Genomic DNA, 19,245 nt, shown 5'->3' with positions numbered 1-19,245 from the left:
CGCCGGCTCCGCCCCCGGCGCCCCCCGGGCGCCCGGGGCGGCGCGGTGCCCCCACACCCGCCTTACCCGCCCACCACCGGGCGGGGCCCCCCGGGCACCCCCCCCCCGGGGGCCCACGGCGGTCTTGTCGGCCCCCTACTGCCGGCGCTGCTGGATCAGCGCCGAGGCCGTGGCCGGTGTGAGGCCGTCGGAGGACGCCTCGTGGTGGGCGGGCATGTCGTCGCGGATCAGGTTCTCGGGGATGAAGACGGCCGCGGCGACGCCTCCGTTGGTCGACTGGCGCAACTCGACACGCAGACCCTGGCGTCCGGCGAGGCGGTTCACCACGATGAGGCCGATCTGCTTGGCGTCGAGCAGGTCGACCTTCTCCGACTGGATCTTGCGGTTGGCGTCCGCCATCGCCTCCTCGTTCATGCCGAAGCCACTGTCCTCGACTTCGACGAGGATGCCGTCGCGCAGCCGGGCGGCGCGCAGCTCGACCTTGGTGGAGGGCGGGGAGAACGCGGCGGCGTTCTCGACGAGTTCGGCGAGCAGATGGATCACGTCGGCGACGGAGCCGCCGGTCAGCGACACCCGCGGCGCGGCCCAGATCTGGACCCGGGTCGCGTCCTCGATCTCGGCGACGGCGGCCCGCAGGATGTCCGACAGCGCGATCGGGTCGCGCCAGCCACGGCCTGGGGCGATCCCGGACAGGATGAGCAGCGACTCGGAGTGGCGGCGCATGCGGGTGGCGAGGTAGTCGACGCGGTAGAGGTCGTACAGCTCGGCGTGGTTCTGCTGTTCCTGCTGGCGCCGTTCCATCACACTGAGCAGGTCGAGCTGACGGTGGAGCAGTACCTGGCTGCGGCGGGCGAGGCTGACGTACACCCCGGAGATGCCACTGAGGAGTTCGGCGCGCTCGGAGGCCGCCTTGAGCGCGGCCCGCTGGACGGCGGTGAGGGCGGTGCCCACCTGGGCGAGTTCGTCGCCGGCGAGGCGCCGCATGGGGGCCTCGGCGTCGATGTCGACGCCCTGCCCGGCGTGCAGTCTGCGCATGGCCTGCGGCAGCCGGCGGCCGGCGACCTCGAGGGCGGAGTTACGCAGGTCGAGGAGTTCGACGATGAGGCCTCGGCCAACGCCCACGGAGACGAGGAGCGACAGCAGGACGCCGACGAGGCCGAGGACGACGGCCACGCCGGAGGCGCCGAGGGTGTCCCAGCCGAAGGCGTCCGCCTTGGCCGCCGCACCCGTGCCGGCGTCCGTCTCGGCCTCCCGGAGCCCCTTGAGCACGGCCTCCGAGGAGGAGCCCCAGCCCTGGATCACGGCCGCCGACACGGGACCCGGTCCGGCGTCCGTCACCCGGTCCTCGACCTCGGCGAGGGTCGTGTAGCTGTCGCTCTTCAGCAGCACCTCGTACGCGGGCCGGTGCTCGTCCTTGAGGTCGGCGACGGCAGGCTTCAGCAGTTCGCGCTGGGTGGCGACGGCGCCGACGAACCGCGCGTACTGCTCCTTGCCCAGTGTCCCGGACGCGGTGGCGGCGGCCAGCAGCGCCTGCTCGCGGGCCACGGCGTCACGGACCCGGGAGAGTTCGAGGACGACCCGTGCCTCGGAGGTCGCGTCGGTGCCCTGCTCGCTGGTGAGCGCTCCGGTCACGGCGAACGCGTGGTCGATGACCGTCGAGTACTTGGTGTACCCGGTGGTGACGGCGTCCTTCGCACCGGACCCGGTGGTCTCGGCGCGCAGGGTCGCGAGGCCGCTGAAGTCGGCTTCGAGGGTGTCGAGCCGGTCGGGCAGGCCGGTGTCGATGAGAGCGGCGTCCGAACTGGAGGAGTTGAGGCCCTCCCGGAGCGCCTTCACGGCGTCGTCGGTGCTCTGCTGGTCGGCCCTCAGCTCGTCCAGGCCGGTTTCGGAGCGCCGGGCCGCGTACCGCATGGCGGCGGTCCGCTCCGCCTGCAACGCCGTGACGAACTCGGCGACCGGGGCCAGCAGTTCACTGTTGACGTCCTTGGCCCGCTCGGTGTCACCGATCGCGGCCACGGTCGTCACCGCGGCAAAGCTCCACAACGCCATCAGCGACACGATGGGCAGCATCAACAGCGCGACGATCTTCGCCCGCACGGATCTGGGCCGCAGCCGGGCGGTCATTCGGAAGAGTTTCATCGGGGACCTCGCTAGGGGAGCGCCCCACAGGGGCGCGAGGAACTGCGCGACCGCCCCCACCGGCCCGCAGACGATCACGGCGCTCCAAGCGGAGCGATCACGCGGTGGACAGCTCGACCTCACGCAACAGCTCATCGGTGAAGGAGGACTCCGCCCGCTTCCCCGTCGGCGAAAGCGCCACGTACGCCGAGGTCAGGAAGAGGAACGACCCCAGCATCACGGCCAGCGGGAACAGGAACTCCGTGGCCGTGGCCCCCGGCAACCGAGCCGTACTGGGCGCGAGGTCGATGCTCACGGCGTACATCGCGGTGTAGTGCATGCTGCTGACCGCGAGCCCCATGACCAGCGCGGCGATCGCGGCGAGGGCACCCCCGCGCACGATCAGCGTGAGCGTCAACGCGGCGGTCGCGGCGACGACGGCGATCACCACGGAGGCGATGACGAGGGAGGGGTTGTAGCTGATCTCGCCGTGCAGGTTGAGCGCGGTCATGCCGGTGTAGTGCATGGCGGCCACGCCGAGTCCGGTGCCGAGGCCGCCGAAGGCCACCGCGCGCACCCGGGAGCGGCCGTAACCGACGGTGAAGACACCCGCGCCGACGACGGCGATCGCCATGACGAGGCTCAGGACGGTCATCGGTACGTCGTAGCGGATGGGCGTCCCCTCCACTCCGAAGCCCATCATCGCCACGAAGTGCATGGTCCAGATGCCCGAGCCGATCGCGAACGAGGCCAAGGTCAGCCAGTTCCGCTTCGAGGCGCCCTCGGCCTCGAGTGCCCTGACGGTGCAGCGCAGTCCGAGGGCCGAACCGACGCAGGCCATGACGTAGGAGAGGACGGGGGTGACCCATCCGGCGCTGAAGTGGTCCATGTGTCCCATGGGGAACCCCTCTCGCCCGCCGCGCGGACGACACCGTGCGCACGGGAAGTACCGCCGGTAATCAGACACCGGGGATCGAGATCATGCCACCCGAAAAGGACGGGCAGACCTACAGAATGGGGGCGACAAGGGATGTACGTGACCATGGAAGCGCTGTGGCATGGATTACAAACTGAGGAGTAATGAACGACCATTGCCTGAACTGCACATTTCCTCCACCGGACCGCTCGGGTCAGGTGCTTGACCGTTCGCCGCGACCAATGAGTTCCACCAGCAGCCACCCGGCGAGCGTCATGGCCACCGCCGTCGGCGCGGTCACCTGGACGGCGATCAGCAGGGCCGAGCGCCCCTCGAACAGCCCACCGAACCCGACCATGGAGAGCCCGAGCACACCGAACAGGCACAGGGTCGCCCCGAGGGCGGCGACCGGCCCGGCGTACGCCGCCGACCTGCGCGGAGCGTTCGCGCGAGGTGGCCGGGCGGCAGGCCGCTCGAAGCCACGGAAGGCGGCGACCAGAATCGCCGTGAGAACAGCCGCGACCGCTGTGCGCAGGGGCAGTTGGGCCCACCAGGCGCCCGACGCGGGCGCGGGCAGCGGCACATCGAAGGCGAGCAGGGCGCCGTACACCCCGAGCATGGCCGAAAGATGCCACAGGAACGCCGTCATCGAGATGCCGTTCGCCGCCACGACCGTCCGCCACACCTTCGGCCGCTCCAGCCACCGCGCGACCGGCCCCCGCAGCCACTCCACCGCGCCGACCAGCCACAGCCCGTGGCACAGCAGCGCGAAGGTCGGCGGCGCCATGTTCGACACCTTCTCGCCCGGCATCCCCACCATCGACAGCGGATACGGCCCGTGGGCCACCAGCAGCGCGGCCCCCGTGAGGCCGATTCCGGCGAGCAGATACGGCCGTGTCAGCCGGCCGTCGGCGCGCAGGAAACCGAGTTGATGGATCGCCAGCCACACGAAGGCGAAGTTGAGGAACTCCACGAACGGCACGTCGAGTGCGAAGCGCAACGCGTCCACCAGCGCGGCGGCCGCGACGAGCCCGCCGAACGCGCCCCAGCCGAACCGCTCGTGCAGCCCGAGCAGCGGCGGGGTGAAGGCGACCATCGCGAGATAGATGCCGATGAACCACAGCGGTTGCGCGACCAGCCGCAGCGCCACGTCGAGCAGGCCACCGCCCTGGCCCATGAGGTGGAGGAGGACGGCGGCGGCGCCCCACACCCCGATGAACACCATGGTGGGCCGCAGCAGCCGCTGGAGGCGGGCCCGGAGGAAGGCGGGGTAGACGGAACGTCCGTCCGTCGCCCTCCGGCTGAGCGAGCGGTAGGAGAGTGCGTGGGAGAAGCCGCCGACGAAGAAGAACACCGGCATGATCTGCAGCGCCCAGGTGAGGATCTGCAGCCGGGGCTCGACGGCGAGGAGGTTGCCCACCTCGATGCGGCCGTCACCGCCGGTGGTGACCGCCGCCATCAGCCAGTGGCCGAGGACGACCGTGCCGAGGGAGGCGACGCGCAGGAAGTCGACGTAACGGTCACGGGTGGACGGGGTGGCGGCGGCGAGTTCGCTCACACTCGCGACCGCACTCACGTTTGCACGCACGCTTGCACTCATGGGAGTACGGTCGCGCCGGCACCCGGGTGGGCGTCAGCGCTCCCGTACTCACCTCATGTCTGAGTACCTACCGTCGGCCGCCCGTGATCGCCGGCACCACGGTCGCCCCCGGCGCCGGCGACGCGGCCACGCGCGTGGTCCGGCAGGTGCCCGAGGCGAGGAGCCCTCGGGCGACGGTGTGGGCCGACTCCGCGTCACGGGCGAGGAACGCCGTGGTCGGGCCCGAGCCGGAGACGAGCGCGGCGAGGGCGCCGGCCGCACGGCCGGCGGCGAGGGTGTCCGCCAGCTTCGGGAAGAGGGAGAGGGCGGCGGGCTGGAGGCCGTTGGAGTCCGGCAGGAAGGCCGCGAGCGCGTCGACGTCCCCCTTGGCGAGCGCGTCGAGAAGCACCTGGGAGGCGACGGGCTCGGGGACGACGTCGTGCGCGTGCAGCCGGTCGAACTCGCGGTAGACGGCCGGGGTGGAGAGCCCGCCGTCGGCGACCGCGAACACCCAGTGGAAGGCGCCGCCCACGTCGAGGGGCCGAAGCCGCTCGCCCCGCCCCGTCCCGAGGGCCGCCCCGCCCACCAGGCTGAACGGCACATCGCTGCCCAACTCAGCGCAGAGGGCGAGGAGTTCATCGCGCGAGGTGTTCGTGCCCCACAGCGCGTCACAGGCGAGGAGGGCGCCCGCCGCGTCCGCGCTGCCGCCGGCCATGCCGCCCGCGACGGGGATGTCCTTGACGATGTGCAGGTGCACGGCGGGCGCGACGCCGTGCCGTTCGGCGAGCGCGAGCGCGGCGCGGGCCGCGAGGTTCGTACGGTCCAGCGGCACCTGGTCGGCGCCGGGGCCCTCGCAGGTGACGGTCAGCTCCTCGGCCCGGGTGGCGGTGACCTCGTCGTACAGCCCCACAGCGAGAAAGACATTGGCCAGGTCGTGGAACCCGTCGGGCCGGGCACCGCCGACCGCGAGCTGCACATTGACCTTGGCGGGCACGCGCACGGTGACGCTCACGACTGACGGGGCTCCTCGGTGTCGGTGCTGCTTCCCTGGCCGGCGTGGCCGCCGCTGTCCGTGACGCGGTTCTCGGCGACGGCGGCGAACTCCTCGACCGTCAGGGCCTCGCCCCGGGCCTGCGGGGAGACACCGGCGGCGACGAGGGCAGCCTCGGCGGCGGCGGCGGAACCGGCCCACCCGGCGAGGGCGGCCCGCAGTGTCTTGCGGCGCTGGGCGAAGGCCGCGTCGACGACGGCGAACACCTCGGCCTTCGTCGCGGTCGTCCTGATCGGCTCGGTGCGGCGGACCAGCGAGACGAGCCCGCTGTCGACGTTCGGTGCCGGCCAGAAGACGTTCCGTCCGATCGCTCCGGCCCGCTTCACCTCCGCGTACCAGTTCGCCTTCACCGACGGCACGCCGTACACCTTCGAACCGGGGCCGGCGGCGAGCCGGTCGGCGACCTCCGCCTGGACCATCACGAGCGTGCGCTCGATGGTCGGGAAGGTGTCGAGCATGTGCAGCAGCACGGGGACGGCGACGTTGTACGGGAGGTTCGCGACGAGTGCGGTGGGGGCCGGGCCGGGAAGCTCCGTGACATGCATGGCGTCCGAGTGCACGAGGGCGAAGCGGTCGGCGCGGGCCGGCAGGCGGGCGGCGACGGTCGCGGGGAGCGCGGCGGCGAGGACGTCGTCGATCTCCACGGCGGTGACCCTGTCCGCGACCTCCAGCAGGGCGAGGGTGAGGGAGCCCAGGCCCGGTCCCACCTCGACCACGACGTCCTCGGGGCGGACCTCCGCCGTCCGCACGATCCGGCGCACCGTGTTCGCGTCGATCACGAAGTTCTGGCCGCGCTGCTTGGTGGGGCGGACGCCGAGAGCGCCCGCGAGTTCGCGGACGTCGGTGGGGCCCAGGAGGGCGTCGGGGGTGGGGCTGCTGCTCACCGCACCAGGGTACGGGGGTGTTGGGGGGCGGATGTTCCTCGCCCCCGCCGCCCCTACCCGTCCCGTCCCCAGGGGGCTCCGCCCCTTCGCCCCCGGGGGGTTTGTCGGCTGGGTGCGGGTGGGTGGGGGCTGGTGGGTGGGGGCTGGTCGCGCAGTTCCCCGCGACCCTGGAAGACCCGGCCCACCCGCAGCTGCCGATTCAACCCTCAGCCGCGCAAGCGGGCCCCGCAGTGGGGCCAGGGGCTTGCCCCTCGCTGGGCGTACAGCTTCTTCGCGCGGAGGGTCTGCTCCGCGGCCGACGCGTCCTGGGGGCGTCCCTGGCCGCCCAGGCTCTGCCAGGTCCGGGTGTCGAACTGGTACAGCCCCCCGTACGTGCCCGAAGGGTCCACCGCGTTGGGGCGCCCGCCCGACTCACACGCCGCCAGCGCCGCCCAGTTCAGCCCGTCCCCGTCCCGCACTGATGCCGGCATCTCCTTGGTCCCGACCTTCACGACCTGGTCCTGCGGCTCCCGCACGATCTCCGTGCGCAGCAGCCGGGGCCGCTGCTTCACCCCGTTGACCGTACGCAGGGCGTACGTGACCCGACGCGTCCCCGGACGGCCGGCCCGCTCGACCACCTCGGTGCCCTGGAACAACGACGGGTCCTCCATGCGCCGGACCTGGAAGGGGATCAGCTCCTCCCGGATCTCCCTGGACCCGGTCACCCGCAGCACGGTCACCGTCTGCCCGTCCCGGGGAAAGCTCGACCACGCGACGGAGGTCGTGTCCTCCCCGCGCAGGGTGACACCGGCCTGTTCCACGGCCTCCCCCACGGTCGCCGCGTTCGTGCGGATCGTCCGGGTCCGCCCGTCCGCCATGATCGTGACGGTCCGCTCGGTACGGACGTCCAGCTCCAGCCCCTCCCGCCCGATCCGCCGGGAGCGCGAGGTCGACACATACGCGCCCGCCGCCCGCACCCCGAGCTGCCGGAGCGCCCCGTCGACCGTCCGGGCGGTCGTCCAGACCCAGCGCCGGTGACCGTCGAGGGTGAGGGCGACGGGCCGGCCGTAGTGCACCGTGACCTCGTCACCGCTGCTCAGCGCCGTACCGGGGGCGGGGGCGACGACATCGTGGGCGCCGAAGGCGACCCCTTCGTCCGCGAGCAGCTCGGTGACGTCGTCGGCGAAGGTGTGCAGCGTGCGCGGCCGCCCGTCGACGGTGAGCTCGATCGCCTTGTCCTTGGCCACGAACGCGGTCGTCCCGCCCGCCAGGAACGCCACCACGAGCGCCTGCGGCACGAGCCGCCGCAACGAGGTCGGCCGGGCGGCCGTCCGTCTGCGGCGTACGGCCCGCCGGGAGCCACCCCGGCCGCCCCCCGCCGGGGACGCCGGGGCCGGATCACGGGCGGGCCGTTCCTCGTAGGCCGGCCGGTACGTGTCCGCGTACGCCCCGTACGGGAGCGTCTCGGCGTCGTACGCCGACCGCCACCTCGTGCTGCGGTCAGGGCCATAGGTCTCGTACGACGACTGCGCGTTGCTCACGACGACACGCTCCAGAGGGGATCCGGGTCCGGGTCGGGCGACGTGAACCTAGCGGACTCCGGTCACCCTCCAAAGCAACGTGGTCACACAGTGTCGCGACACGGGCCGCAGATCCTCTTTTTGCGTCCCTCGAACGGCTGACGCGTCGTGATCCCTCAGTAATCGAACGCCCGCGCAGTGTTCGCCGCGATCGCCGTCGCCAGGGCGTCCTCGTCGATCCCCCGCACCGCGGCCATCGCCCGCACCGTGACCGGAATGAGATACGGCGCGTTGGGCCGTCCGCGGTACGGCGCGGGCGTCAGGAAGGGCGCGTCGGTCTCGACGAGAACGAGTTCCAGGGGCGCCACGGCGAGGGCGTCGCGCAGCGGCTGGGCGTTCTTGAAGGTCATGTTCCCGGCGAAGGACATGAAGTAGCCGTGCGCGGCGCAGACGGCGGCCATGTCGGCGTCGCCGGAGTAGCAGTGGAAGACGGTCCGCTCGGGTGCGCCCTCCTCCTTCAGGATCCGCAACACGTCGTCATGGGCGTCGCGGTCGTGGATGACGAGCGCCTTGCCGTGCCGCTTGGCGATCTCGATGTGTGCGCGGAACGACCGTTCCTGGGCGGCCTTGCCCTCCGGCCCGGTCCTGAAGTGGTCGAGCCCCGTCTCTCCGACGCCCTTGACCTGCGTCAGCGCGGCCAGCCGGTCGATCTCGGCAAGGGCCTCGTCCAGCGCGGCGTCACCGCCGGCCGCCCGCGCGCCCTGCCGGGACCAGCCGTCGGGGTCGCCGTGGACGATGCGCGGGGCCTCGTTGGGGTGCAGCGCGACGGTCGCGTGGACCGCGTCGTGCGTGGCGGCCGTCTCGGCGGCCCAGCGCGAGCCCTTGATGTCACAGCCGACCTGGACGACCGTCGTCACCCCCACGGAGGCGGCCTTCGCGAGGCCCTCCTCGACCGTGCCGGACTGCATGTCCAGATGGGTGTGCGAATCCGCGACCGGCACCCGCAGGGGTGCGGGGAGCGGGGGCGCGGCGTTCTTGTCGTTCTTGCCGGACGCGTTGCCGGAGTCGTTCGAAGGCATGCCCCGATCCTACGAATCGCACGATCGGGGCATGCCCTCCAGGCGCGCCGGGGGGAGGTCAGCTCGCCTTGCGGTGGAACGGGTGCAGCAGGTCGGACAGGTGCCAGTGGTGGTGCTCCTCGGGCTCCGGTCCGTCCGACGCGGCGGGCTCCGCCACCGGGCGGGGCTTCGGCAGGTGCCGGCGCCGCTCTGCGTCCCGCACCGACGAGACCTGGCCCGCCCGCATGATCCGTACGACATGACCGTCGCAGTTCTGACACGTGGGCCTGGAGAGCGGGGACGGCACGACCTCGCCGTCGGCCACGTACATCACGAAGTCGCGCCCCTGGGCGTCGTTGTGGTGCTCTATCTCGAACGACTGCTCCCAGCCGTGTCCGCAGCGCATGCAGGCGAACGAGTACGACTCGTGCACGACGGCGGTGGCGGTGTGCCGTAGTACGGCCCGCTCTGCGATCTCGGTCATTGCCAGCTCCTCTTGTCCGCTGGACCGTGGGGACCTGTAAGTCCTCACCCACCAGTGGACGCCCGCGCCGACCCCGAACGCACCCCATCTGCCCACCCTTGAAGGTGATTTGGGCTGTCCTTGTGGGAAGGCCGTCGATACGAGGTCCGCCCTTTGCCCGGCTTTGCTTCGTCATGGGGCGGGGTGGTGTCCAGGGGCGCGTCAGGCAGTTCCCCGCGCCTTTGAACACCACCCCGCGGGCCGAGAAGCACGGGGCGCAGCCCCTGCTTCTCAGGGGCGCGGGGAACCGCGTTCTCAGGGGCGCGGGGAACCGCGCGAGAAGCCCCACCACCCGCACCCGAGAACGCGCCCCACCCCCTACGGCGCAGCCCTCTTCGCCGCCACCACCGCGTCGAAGACCTCCCTCTTCGGCACCCCGGCCGCCACCGCCACCGCGGCGATCGCCTCCTTGCGCCGCTCCCCCGCCTCCTCCCGCACCCGGACCCGCCGCGCCAACTCGTCCGCGTCGAGTTCCTCGGGCCCCTTCTCCGGCGCCCCCTCGACCACCACGGTGATCTCCCCCCGCACCCCGGAAGCCGCCCACTCGGCCAGCTCACCGAGAGGGCCCCGCTTGACCTCCTCGTAGGTCTTGGTCAGCTCACGGCAGACGGCGGCGCGCCGCCCGGTGCCGAAGACCTCGGCCATCGCGGCGAGCGTCGCGTCCAGGCGGTGGGGGGCCTCGAAGTACACGAGCGTGCGTCGCTCCTGCGCCACCTCACGCAGCCGCCCGAGCCGCTCCCCTGCCTTGCGCGGCAGGAACCCCTCGAAGCAGAACCGGTCGACCGGCAGCCCGGACAGCGCGAGCGCCGTCAGAACGGCGGACGGTCCCGGTACGGCCGTCACCCGTATGTCCTTCTCCACGGCGGCGGCGACCAGCCGGTACCCGGGGTCGGAGACGGACGGCATCCCCGCGTCCGTGACCAGCAACACGCGCGCACCGCCCGCCAGCGCCTCCACGAGCTCCGGCGTGCGCGCGGCCTCGTTGCCCTCGAAGTAGGAGACGATCCGCCCACCGGGCTGGACGCCCAGCGCCTGGGTGAGCCGGCGCAGCCGCCGGGTGTCCTCGGCGGCGACCACATCCGCCCCGCTCAGCTCCTCCGCGAGCCGGGGCGGCGCGTCCGCGACGTCGCCGATGGGGGTGCCTGCCAACACAAGGGTTCCTGTCACGCCCCCATCCTCCCAGGGGCCGCCTCGCAGGGGCGAAGCGTGGGCGAACCCCGAGGCGGAGCTCTCGTGCGCCCCGGCCCCACCCGGCGGAGCGCCACGGCCACATTCCCGTCCCACGGGAATCCCGCAGCGGTGTTCCCTACGATGGCGCGGTGACCAGTACCGCGTCCTCCACGGACACCCGGCAGGACCAGGCCACCGCGGAGCAGCGGCCGTCGTGGCGGCACCGGCTGCGCCGATTCGGCTACGCCGTGCCGCCGAGAAGCGACGTCCGCGACCGGCTGGTACCCCCGTACACCCGGCCGAGCCCGCGCCTGTGGGCCGCGCTCGGGCTGCGGGAGGAGGTGGCGGGCCGGCTCGTCCGCTGGTCGGCGTGGGGCGGTCCGCTGCTGGTGACACTGGTCGCGGGGTTGATGCGGTTCTACAACCTGGGCAGCCCCAAGGCGGTGATATTCGACGAGACGTACTACGCCAAGGACGCGTGGGCGATCGTCCACCGCGGGTACGAGGTCAACTGGGCCAAGAACGCCAACGAGCTGATCCTGCAGAACAACGGGAACGTGCCGATCCCGACGGACGCGGCGTACGTCGTGCACCCGCCGGTCGGCAAGTACGTCATCGGGCTGGGCGAGCTGATGTTCGGGTTCAACCCGTTCGGCTGGCGGTTCATGACGGCGCTGCTCGGCACGCTCTCGGTGCTGATGCTCTGCCGCATCGGCCGCCGGATCTTCCGCTCGACGTTCCTCGGCTGTCTGGCGGGCGCGCTGATGGCGGTGGACGGCCTGCACTTCGTGATGAGCCGCACGGCGCTGCTCGACCAGGTCCTGATGTTCTTCGTCCTGGCCGCGTTCGGCTGTCTGGTCATCGACCGCGACCGGGCGCGGAAACGGCTGGCCGAGGCGCTGCCACCGGACGGTGACGGCATCGTCCGCCCGAACCCCCTCGTCGCCGAGACGACCCGCCTGGGCCTGCGCCCGTACCGCTGGCTGGCCGGGCTCTGCCTCGGCCTGGCCCTCGGCACCAAGTGGAACGCCCTGTACTTCATGGTGTTCTTCGGGATCATGACGGTGCTCTGGGACTACGCGGCGCGCAAGGTTGCCGGTGCCCGCCAGCCGCTGGTCGCGACGCTCCAGCGCGACTTGGGCCTCGCGTTCCTCTCCACGGTCCCGGTCATGATCGCCACGTATCTGGTCTCCTGGACCGGCTGGATCCTCTCCCCGGACGACGGCACCGGCGGCTACTACCGCGACTGGGCGGCGAACGCGGGCAAGGGCGGCTGGTTCGGCTGGCTGCCGGACTGGCTGCGCAGCCTGTGGCACTACGAGCAGGCGGTCTACGAGTTCCACGTCGGCCTGTCGTCCCCGCACACGTACCAGTCGAACCCGTGGAGCTGGATCGTGGTGGGCCGCCCGGTCTCGTACTTCTACGAGTCGCCGTCGCCCGGCAACGACGGCTGCCCGGTGGACACCGCCGAGAAGTGCGCCCGAGAGGTCCTGGCCATCGGCACGCCCCTGCTGTGGTGGGCCGCCGCCTTCGCGTTCCTCTATGTCCTGTGGCGCTGGTTCTTCCGCCGCGACTGGCGTGCCGGCGCGATCGCCTGCGGCATCGCAGCCGGCTACCTCCCCTGGTTCATCTACCAGGAACGCACCATCTTCTTCTTCTACGCCGTCGTCTTCCTCCCCTTCCTCTGCCTCGCCGTCACCATGATGATCGGCGCCGTCCTCGGCCCCCCGAACGCCCCCGAACGCCGCCGCGTGGCCGGCGCCGCGGGCGCCGGCGTCCTCGTCCTCCTGATCATCTGGAACTTCATCTACTTCTGGCCGCTGTACACGGGCCAGCCCATCCCCATCGACAGCTGGCGGTCGCGGATATGGCTGGACACCTGGGTCTAGCCGGGGAGACCTACCGCGGGGGCACGGCGAAGCGCCGCGGCCCCGCGGTCGATGCTTCGCCGGCCGACAGCCGGTATGACGCCGCCCCCACCGCCGACGACCGGGTGGCCCGGCACCGCCGCTCCGCGCCCGCCGGGTGGCCGGATGGTGAGCCCGGTGGCCGGAACGCGGTCGGACGGATCGGTCGGGCTAACAATCAGGGCACACACAGAACGCATTTTCCCCACGCGTTACTCCCGCGTGTTTACAGTGAGCCGCGGCAAGCGGTTTCTGAGCGTGTTCGAAGTAGTTCGGAGGGTGCCGCGCAAAGGGCCATGAAGGCCTCGGACGGGGTCGGTAACGGGGAAGGTGTGTCATGCGCAAGGGGGTCAAGGTCGCCATAGTCAGCGGGGTCTTCGCGGCGATGGTGGGGGGCGCCGGGTACGGCGGGTACAACTTCGTGACCGCGCTCAACGGGGACGGCGCCGCGAACGCCGAGCAGCGGACCGGGCCGCCGGGTGCCGACGAGGTCGAGAAGACGACGGAGAAGTTCTTCGCGGCCTGGGAGAAGGGCGACGCGGCCACGGCGTCGTCGTACACCAACAACGCGGTGGACGCGGAGGCGGTGTTCGCCAGCTTCGTCGACACCGCGCGGATCGCCGACGTGAGGATCGAGCCCGGGAAGCCGACCGGGACCGGCGGCCGGACCGTACCGTTCTCCGTGGCGGCGACGGTGTCGTACGAGGGGAAGAGCAAGAAGCTCGCGTACAAGAGCCGACTGACCGTCGTGCGGGGGAAGACGACCGGGCGGGCGCTGGTCGACTGGAAGCCGTCCGTGGTGCACCCCGAACTCAAGGCCGGCGACAGGCTGTTCCTCGGAGAGGCGGCGGCGCCGCCCATCGAGGCCGTGGACCGGGACGGCACGGTGCTGACCAAGGAGAAGTACCCCTCCCTCGGGCCCGTCCTCGACACCCTGCGCGAACGCTACGGCGCCGACGCGGGCGGCGCCCCCGGTGTCGAGCTGGGCATCCGGCACACCAGTACGAACGCGGGCGACACCACGCTGCTGACCCTCGCCGAGGGCAAGGCGGGCAAGCTGGAGACGACACTCAGCGCACGTGTGCAGGCGGCTGCCGAGAAGGCGGTCAAGAAGTACTCCGAGTCGTCCGTGGTCGCGCTGCAACCCAGCACCGGGCAGGTGCTGGCCGTCGCCAACCACCGCGCGGACGACTTCAACGCGGCCTTCCAGGGGGAACTCCCGCCCGGCTCCACCATGAAGATCATCACCGCCGCCATGCTCATCGACAACGGTGTGACCTCGATGAACGGCCCCGCCCCCTGCCCCGACACGGCCACCTGGCAGAGCCAGACCTTCAAGAACCTGCCGGGTCTGAAGGCCGACGAGGGCGCCTCGCTCGCCAACAGCTTCATGCGGTCCTGCAACACGGCCTTCATCAAGCTGATCGACGAGCAGCCGCTGACCGACGAGTCGTTGACCGAGGAGGCCCAGGAGCGGTTCGGGATCGGCAGGGACGACTGGAAGACGGGCATCGTCTCCATGGACGGCAAGGTGCCGCCCTCCGGCGGACCGAACCGGGCCGCCAACGCGATCGGGCAGGGCGACGTCCTGATGAACCCGCTGAACATGGCGTCGGTGACGGCGACGGCGATCACGGGGCGGTTCCGGCAGCCGTACCTTGTCTCGCCGGAGCTGGACGACCGGGACCTGGCCACGGCCAAGGGGCTGTCGGCCGGTACCTCGTCGCAGCTCAAGCAGATGATGAGGCTGACCGCGACACAGGGGACGGCCGCGACGGTCATGAACGGGCTCACCGGGGACATCGGCGCGAAGACCGGGTCCGCCGAGATCGACGGGCAGGCCACGGCGGACAGTTGGTTCACCGGGTTCCGCGGGGACGTGGCCGCGGCGGCGATGTCGGAGGGTGGTGGCCGCGGGGGCGAGGCGGCCGGGCCGATGGTGGTGGAGGTGCTGCGGGCCGGGGGGTGAGTCCTCGGGTCGCGCCGTAAGGGCTCACGCAGTTCCCCGCGCCCCTGGAAAGCGGGGGCTGCGCCCGTGCTCTCCATGCCCGCAGGGCGGGCCTGATCCGGCGGGGCGGGGCTACGGCCTCCTTCGGCCCCACCCCACGGAGTGACGCGCGGGACTCTACTGTGGTGGTTCTCGTTGGGATACGAGAGGCAGCCGGGGGCAGCGGAAGGTCGGGAGCGTGGGTAAGAGAAGGCGTGTCGACGAGCGGAAGACCGCGACGACGGGCAGGTCACGACGGCACCTCGTGCTGGTCGGGTCGGCGGTCGCGGCCCTCGGCGGCGGGGCGTTCGCGGTGTACACGGTGTTCGGCGGCGGCGCGGCCGCCGAGGACGGTTCGTCCGACGCCAAGGCCGTGAAGAGCGGGCCCCTGTCCGCAGGCGAGGTCCGCACCACCGCGACCGCGTTCCTGACCGCCTGGCAGAAGGGCACCGTCACCGAGGCCGCCGCCGCCACCGACGACTCGGCGGCCGCGAGGACCGCGCTGACCGGCTTCACCAAGGACGCCCACATCAAGGACGTCACCCTCACCCGGGGCAAGCGCACGGGCGACAAGGTGGCGTTCTCCGTGAAGGGCACGGTCTCCTACAAGGGCACGGACAAGCCGCTGACGTACGCGTCGGCCCTCACCGTCGTACGGGCGGAGAAGGACGGCGAACCGGTCGTCGACTGGCAGCCGTCCGTCGTCCACCCCGAGCTCCATGAGGGCGACCGGCTCGTCACCGGCGAGGCGGGCACGCCCCCGGTGAAGGCCCTCGACCGGGACGGCGGCGAGCTGACGACGGAGAAGTATCCGTCGCTGGGCGCGGTGCTGGACGGTCTGCGGGAGAAGTACGGCAAGAAGGCGGGCGGCAAGGCAGGCGTCGAACTGCGGATCCTACGGGCCGATCCGGCGAAGGACGGGAACAGCGGGGAGGAGAAGAGCGGGACGGACGGGAAGGACGGGAAGTCCGGCAGCGCTGAGACGTCCGAGCAGGAGGAGAAGGCCGCCGACAAGACGCTGCTGGAGCTGAGCGAGGGCACGCCGGGCGAGCTGAAGACGACGCTCAGCCCGTCGCTGCAGGCCGCCGCCGAGGCGCAGGTGAAGGCCACGAAGCGGGCGTCGGTGGTCGTGATGCGCCCCTCGACCGGCGAGATCCTGGCAGCGGCGAACTCCGGCGCCTTCAACGTTGCCTTCCAGGGCTCGCTCGCCCCCGGATCCACGATGAAGATCGTGTCGTCGGCGCTGCTCATCGACAAGGGCCTGGCTTCGGCGGAGAAGGTCCACCCGTGCCCCAAGTTCTCGTCGTACGGGGGCTGGAAGTTCCAGAACGACGACAAGTTCGAGATCAAGAACGGCACGTTCAAGGCCAGTTTCGCCCGCTCCTGCAACACCGCCTTCATCTCGCAGGCGAAGAAGCTCGACGACGCATCCCTGACCCGGGAGGCCCAGCAGGTCTTCGGCCTCGGCATGAACAACTGGGCCATCGGCGTGCCCAGCTTCGACGGCGCGGTGCCGGTGCAGAGCGCCGCCCCGATGGCGGCCTCGCTGATCGGCCAGGGAGGCGTGCGGATGAATCCGCTGAACATGGCGTCGGTGGTCTCCACGGCCAAGACGGGCGTGTTCAAGCAGCCGTATCTGGTCGCGCCGTCCGTCGACGGCCGTACCCTCGCCACCGCCTCCCGGCCCATGTCCGAGACCGCGCGCTCCCAACTGCGCGAACTCCTGCGGTACACCGCGGCGGCGGGTACGGCGGCCGAGGCGATGTCGGGCCTCGGCCCCGACTACGGCGCGAAGACCGGATCCGCCGAGGTCGACGGCCAGAAGGAGCCCAACGGCTGGTTCACCGCCTGGAAGGGCGACCTCGCCTCCGCCGGAGTCGTGCAACAGGGCGGCCACGGCAGCGAGTCGGCGGGCCCGATCGTGGCGGCACTCCTGAAGGCCGGCAGCTGACCTCAGGGGTGCCGGGGGCGGCCGTGGATGGGGGCCTTCTCATACGACTCCGGTGAGGAGTCCAGACACCAGTCGAACACCGACGGCCAGGAGCCGTAGCCCGCGTCCAGGTCGAGGTGGGCCTCGCCCGGCAGTACGTCGGCGGGCAGGCCCAGCGGGTCGGCGTACGTCGTGGCGGCGCCGCGCGGGCAGTACGGGTCGTTGTCACCGCCGACGACACGGGTGTACGAGGCGGCCTCGGCCAGCCGGGCGGGGGTCAGCGGGGGCGGGGCGAACTCGGCGATCTCCTGGTGTGCCAGGGCGACCTCGGGGGCGGGCGGGGCGATGAGCAGGACGCGGTCGACCGGGGTGGAGAGGATGTCGTCGCGGGCGACCGCGTGCAGCCACAGCAGACAGGCCAGGCTGTGGCAGACGACCGTTATCCGTCGGCCCGCCAACTCGCCCAGCAGCGCGTCCAGTTCCGCCAGCCAGCGTTCCAGGTCCGGGTCGTCCGCTTCCGGGAGCTGGGGATAGGCGACCTCGTGGCCGAGGTCGGTGAGGTGGTCGGCCAGCCAGTGCTGCCAGTGGGCGGGCGGGCGGTGGTTCTGCCAGCCGTGGAGGATCAGGAAGGCGCGCGGGTGGGGGCGGGTGTCGCTGGGGGTCGGGGGCGGCGGGGTCGGTGTCATGCCCCGATCGTCGGTGAAAGCGATCACCCGGTCCAGGGGCGTTTCTGTGGCTGGACAGGGGCTCCTCGCCCCCGCCGCCCCTACCCGTCCCATCCCAGGGGCGCTGCCCCTTCGACCCCGGGGTGGGTGCTTCGGGCGCGGGTGGGTGGGGGCTGATCGCGCAGTTCCCCGCGCCCCCAAAAAAGCGAAAAGCACGGGCCGCGGCCCTGCTTTCAGGGGCGGGGAACTGCGCGAGCAACCACCCACAACCCGCACCCGCCGACGCACCGAAGCCCCGCCCCTGCCGCGTCACAACCCGTTCGCGTGGGCGCTACACGCACCGCTAGCGTGCCCGGCATGACCAACGACGCGCAGGACATCGACGGTTTCGGAGCCCACCCCCGTTTCGCCGAGGCACTCACCGCGTTGGGCCGTGTGGTGAGCGGCAGCTGCGAGTCGCTGATCGCCCACGCGGACGCCGCCCTCGTCGACGTTCGCGAGCGCCACGCGTGACGCCGGTCGTCACGGCGGCGGTGCTGCTCGCCGCGGTCACCCACGCCGGCTGGAACGCGATCGCCCACAAGATCACGGACAAGCTGGCCGGTTTCACGCTGATCGCCGGCGGCGGCGCGCTGATCGGGTTCGTGATGGTGCCGTTCGTGCCGCTCCCGCAGGCCGGCGCGTGGCCGTACCTGATCGCCTCCGTGATCATCCACCTCGTGTACTACGTGCTGCTGATGACGTCCTTCCGGCTGGGCGACTTCGGCCAGGCCTATCCTCTCGCGCGCGGCTCCGCGCCCCTCGTCGTCACCGTCCTGGCCGCCGTCTTCGCACACGAGGTGCCGGACGGCTGGGCGGCGGCCGGCATCCTGCTGAGCTGCGCCGGCCTGACCGGGGTCGCCCTGTGGGGCCTGCGCGGCTGCCGGCCGCACTGGGCGGCGATCGGGGCTGCGCTGGCCACGGGCCTGTCGATCGCCGCGTACACGGTCGTGGACGGCCTCGGCGTGCGGGCCTCCGGGTCCGCGATGAGTTACATCGCCTGGCTGATGGCCCTGGAGGGGCTGGCGATCCCGGCGTACGCGGTCTGGCGGTGGCGCGCGGAAACGGTCGCGCGGCTCCGGCCGTTCGCCGCCGTGGGCCTTCTCGGCGCCGCGCTGTCCGTGGCCGCGTACGGGCTGGTCCTGTGGGCGCAGACGAAGGCGGAACTGGCTCCCGTCGCGGCCCTGCGCGAGTCGTCGATCATCGTGGGCGCGGCGATCGGGGCGGTGTTCTTCAAGGAGCGCTTCGGAGCGCCGCGGATCGTGGCGGCGGGGCTGCTGGTGGCGGGGATCGGGCTGATGCTGCGGGCCGGTTAGGGGCTTCTGACGCCGTGATGCCGCGGAGATCCGTCAGAGCCCCCTGGGCCCTGGGTGCGGCGGGTGCCCGGCAGGCCGTGCGTCGGCGGGCCGGGAGGAGCACTCTGGAAAGAGCGGTTCCGGAGGTGATCGTGATGATGAAGACCGCTGTCGGATGGCACATCGAGCTGGAGTTCCAGGAGGACGATCAGCGCACACGGGCGGCCGCGCTGGTACGGCTCCCCGACGGGAAGGAGGTACGCGCCAACGGCTACGCGAGCCGCCACCACACCGATTCCAATCAGCCTCGGGTCGGCGAGGAGATCGCCGGCGCCAGGGCCCTGAACGAGCTCGCCATGAAGCTCCTCACCAAGGCCCACGACGAGATAGACGAGGCATCGGGCCGCACGTCCCACCCGATCGCCCTCTGAGGCCGACGGTACGGCAGTACAGCGATACGGCAGTACGCGCATACGGCTGCCCGTGCCCGCGGCGCGCGGCCACGGGCAGCCGGGGGGGGGGGGGCCCGCCCCCCCCCCCCGCCCCGGGGGGGGGGGGGGGCCGCGCGGGCCCGCGGCGGACTTCGGAACCCGGACCGCCCCGGGGGCCCCCCCGGCAGCCGCA

16 protein-coding genes are annotated in these 19,245 nt (G+C 72.1%); 6 read left to right on the top strand and 10 right to left on the bottom strand.

The annotated features are described in order from the left end of the window. Positions 1-135: 135 nt before the first annotated feature. From ACFY9I_RS11820 to rsmI, 9 genes are all read right to left on the bottom strand, one after another. Positions 136-2,139, bottom strand: a complete 2,004-nt coding sequence (locus tag ACFY9I_RS11820; RefSeq protein WP_390999986.1) for a nitrate- and nitrite sensing domain-containing protein — start codon at positions 2,137-2,139, stop codon at positions 136-138. 97 nt (positions 2,140-2,236) lie between these two features. Further along, complete coding sequence (locus ACFY9I_RS11815) at positions 2,237-3,016, bottom strand: MHYT domain-containing protein (RefSeq protein ID WP_390999983.1); 780 nt, start codon at positions 3,014-3,016, stop codon at positions 2,237-2,239. A gap of 232 nt (positions 3,017-3,248) precedes the next feature. Further along, positions 3,249-4,634, bottom strand: a complete 1,386-nt coding sequence (locus ACFY9I_RS11810; RefSeq protein WP_390999980.1) for an acyltransferase family protein — start codon at positions 4,632-4,634, stop codon at positions 3,249-3,251. 67 nt (positions 4,635-4,701) lie between these two features. Next, positions 4,702-5,625 carry a 4-(cytidine 5'-diphospho)-2-C-methyl-D-erythritol kinase gene (locus ACFY9I_RS11805; RefSeq protein WP_390999978.1) on the bottom strand — a complete coding sequence of 308 codons (924 nt, stop codon included), beginning with the start codon at positions 5,623-5,625 and terminating at the stop codon, positions 4,702-4,704. Further along, positions 5,622-6,548: a 16S rRNA (adenine(1518)-N(6)/adenine(1519)-N(6))-dimethyltransferase RsmA gene (rsmA, locus tag ACFY9I_RS11800; protein WP_390999975.1), complete on the bottom strand. Its 927-nt coding sequence runs from the start codon at positions 6,546-6,548 to the stop codon at positions 5,622-5,624. The genes ACFY9I_RS11805 and rsmA overlap by 4 nt, the downstream gene beginning before the upstream one ends. A gap of 206 nt (positions 6,549-6,754) precedes the next feature. After that, positions 6,755-8,068 (bottom strand): ubiquitin-like domain-containing protein, encoded by a 1,314-nt coding sequence (locus ACFY9I_RS11795; RefSeq protein ID WP_390999972.1) that lies wholly within the window; start codon positions 8,066-8,068, stop codon positions 6,755-6,757. Between the two features lie 155 nt (positions 8,069-8,223). Beyond that, on the bottom strand, positions 8,224-9,126 hold the full coding sequence (locus ACFY9I_RS11790) for a TatD family hydrolase (RefSeq protein ID WP_390999969.1): 903 nt from the start codon (positions 9,124-9,126) through the stop codon (positions 8,224-8,226). A 58-nt stretch (positions 9,127-9,184) separates the two neighbouring features. Beyond that, positions 9,185-9,589 carry a hypothetical protein gene (locus ACFY9I_RS11785; protein WP_390999966.1) on the bottom strand — a complete coding sequence of 135 codons (405 nt, stop codon included), beginning with the start codon at positions 9,587-9,589 and terminating at the stop codon, positions 9,185-9,187. A gap of 357 nt (positions 9,590-9,946) precedes the next feature. After that, positions 9,947-10,795, bottom strand: a complete 849-nt coding sequence (gene rsmI / locus ACFY9I_RS11780; RefSeq protein ID WP_390999964.1) for a 16S rRNA (cytidine(1402)-2'-O)-methyltransferase — start codon at positions 10,793-10,795, stop codon at positions 9,947-9,949. Positions 10,796-10,947: 152 nt separating this feature from the next. Between rsmI and ACFY9I_RS11775 the strand changes: the two genes are divergently transcribed. From ACFY9I_RS11775 to ACFY9I_RS11765, 3 genes are all read left to right on the top strand, one after another. Beyond that, entirely contained in the window at positions 10,948-12,687 is a 1,740-nt protein-coding gene (locus ACFY9I_RS11775; RefSeq protein ID WP_390999962.1) for a phospholipid carrier-dependent glycosyltransferase, read from the top strand. A gap of 355 nt (positions 12,688-13,042) precedes the next feature. Further along, positions 13,043-14,674: a penicillin-binding transpeptidase domain-containing protein gene (locus ACFY9I_RS11770; RefSeq protein WP_390999959.1), complete on the top strand. Its 1,632-nt coding sequence runs from the start codon at positions 13,043-13,045 to the stop codon at positions 14,672-14,674. A gap of 217 nt (positions 14,675-14,891) precedes the next feature. Beyond that, positions 14,892-16,643, top strand: coding sequence for a penicillin-binding transpeptidase domain-containing protein (locus tag ACFY9I_RS11765; protein WP_390999956.1), 1,752 nt, complete (start codon positions 14,892-14,894; stop codon positions 16,641-16,643). A 2-nt stretch (positions 16,644-16,645) separates the two neighbouring features. On the opposite strand, the gene ACFY9I_RS11760 is transcribed toward ACFY9I_RS11765, so the two are convergent. Next, positions 16,646-17,308 carry an alpha/beta hydrolase gene (locus ACFY9I_RS11760; RefSeq protein WP_390999954.1) on the bottom strand — a complete coding sequence of 221 codons (663 nt, stop codon included), beginning with the start codon at positions 17,306-17,308 and terminating at the stop codon, positions 16,646-16,648. A 336-nt stretch (positions 17,309-17,644) separates the two neighbouring features. Here ACFY9I_RS11760 and ACFY9I_RS11755 point away from each other — a divergent pair, with 336 nt between their 5' ends. From ACFY9I_RS11755 to ACFY9I_RS11745, 3 genes are all read left to right on the top strand, one after another. After that, the gene (locus tag ACFY9I_RS11755; protein WP_390999952.1) at positions 17,645-17,800 is read left to right on the top strand and encodes a hypothetical protein; all 156 of its coding nucleotides are present in this window, start codon (positions 17,645-17,647) and stop codon (positions 17,798-17,800) included. After that, on the top strand, positions 17,797-18,642 hold the full coding sequence (locus ACFY9I_RS11750) for an EamA family transporter (protein ID WP_390999949.1): 846 nt from the start codon (positions 17,797-17,799) through the stop codon (positions 18,640-18,642). The genes ACFY9I_RS11755 and ACFY9I_RS11750 overlap by 4 nt, the downstream gene beginning before the upstream one ends. 134 nt (positions 18,643-18,776) lie before the next feature. Continuing rightward, positions 18,777-19,052 (top strand): dsRBD fold-containing protein, encoded by a 276-nt coding sequence (locus ACFY9I_RS11745; protein ID WP_390999946.1) that lies wholly within the window; start codon positions 18,777-18,779, stop codon positions 19,050-19,052. Positions 19,053-19,245: the final 193 nt, after the last annotated feature.

This window comes from Streptomyces sp. NPDC012510 (assembly GCF_042955065.1).
GTDB lineage: Bacteria > Actinomycetota > Actinomycetes > Streptomycetales > Streptomycetaceae > Streptomyces.
The sequence above is the reverse complement of the archived record's forward strand: the minus strand, read 5'-3'. Positions and strand labels throughout refer to the sequence as shown.

Excerpts from the sequence above, each read along its gene's own strand:
- ACFY9I_RS11790 (WP_390999969.1), bottom strand. The coding sequence starts at position 9,126 with ATGCCTTCGAACGACTCCGGCAACGCGTCCGGCAAGAACGACAAGAAC.
- ACFY9I_RS11815 (WP_390999983.1), bottom strand. The coding sequence starts at position 3,016 with ATGGGACACATGGACCACTTCAGCGCCGGATGGGTCACCCCCGTCCTC.
- ACFY9I_RS11755 (WP_390999952.1), top strand. The coding sequence starts at position 17,645 with ATGACCAACGACGCGCAGGACATCGACGGTTTCGGAGCCCACCCCCGT.
- ACFY9I_RS11770 (WP_390999959.1), top strand. The coding sequence starts at position 13,043 with ATGCGCAAGGGGGTCAAGGTCGCCATAGTCAGCGGGGTCTTCGCGGCG.
- ACFY9I_RS11785 (WP_390999966.1), bottom strand. The coding sequence starts at position 9,589 with ATGACCGAGATCGCAGAGCGGGCCGTACTACGGCACACCGCCACCGCC.
- ACFY9I_RS11760 (WP_390999954.1), bottom strand. The coding sequence starts at position 17,308 with ATGACACCGACCCCGCCGCCCCCGACCCCCAGCGACACCCGCCCCCAC.
- ACFY9I_RS11820 (WP_390999986.1), bottom strand. The coding sequence starts at position 2,139 with ATGAAACTCTTCCGAATGACCGCCCGGCTGCGGCCCAGATCCGTGCGG.
- ACFY9I_RS11810 (WP_390999980.1), bottom strand. The coding sequence starts at position 4,634 with ATGAGTGCAAGCGTGCGTGCAAACGTGAGTGCGGTCGCGAGTGTGAGC.
- ACFY9I_RS11745 (WP_390999946.1), top strand. The coding sequence starts at position 18,777 with ATGATGAAGACCGCTGTCGGATGGCACATCGAGCTGGAGTTCCAGGAG.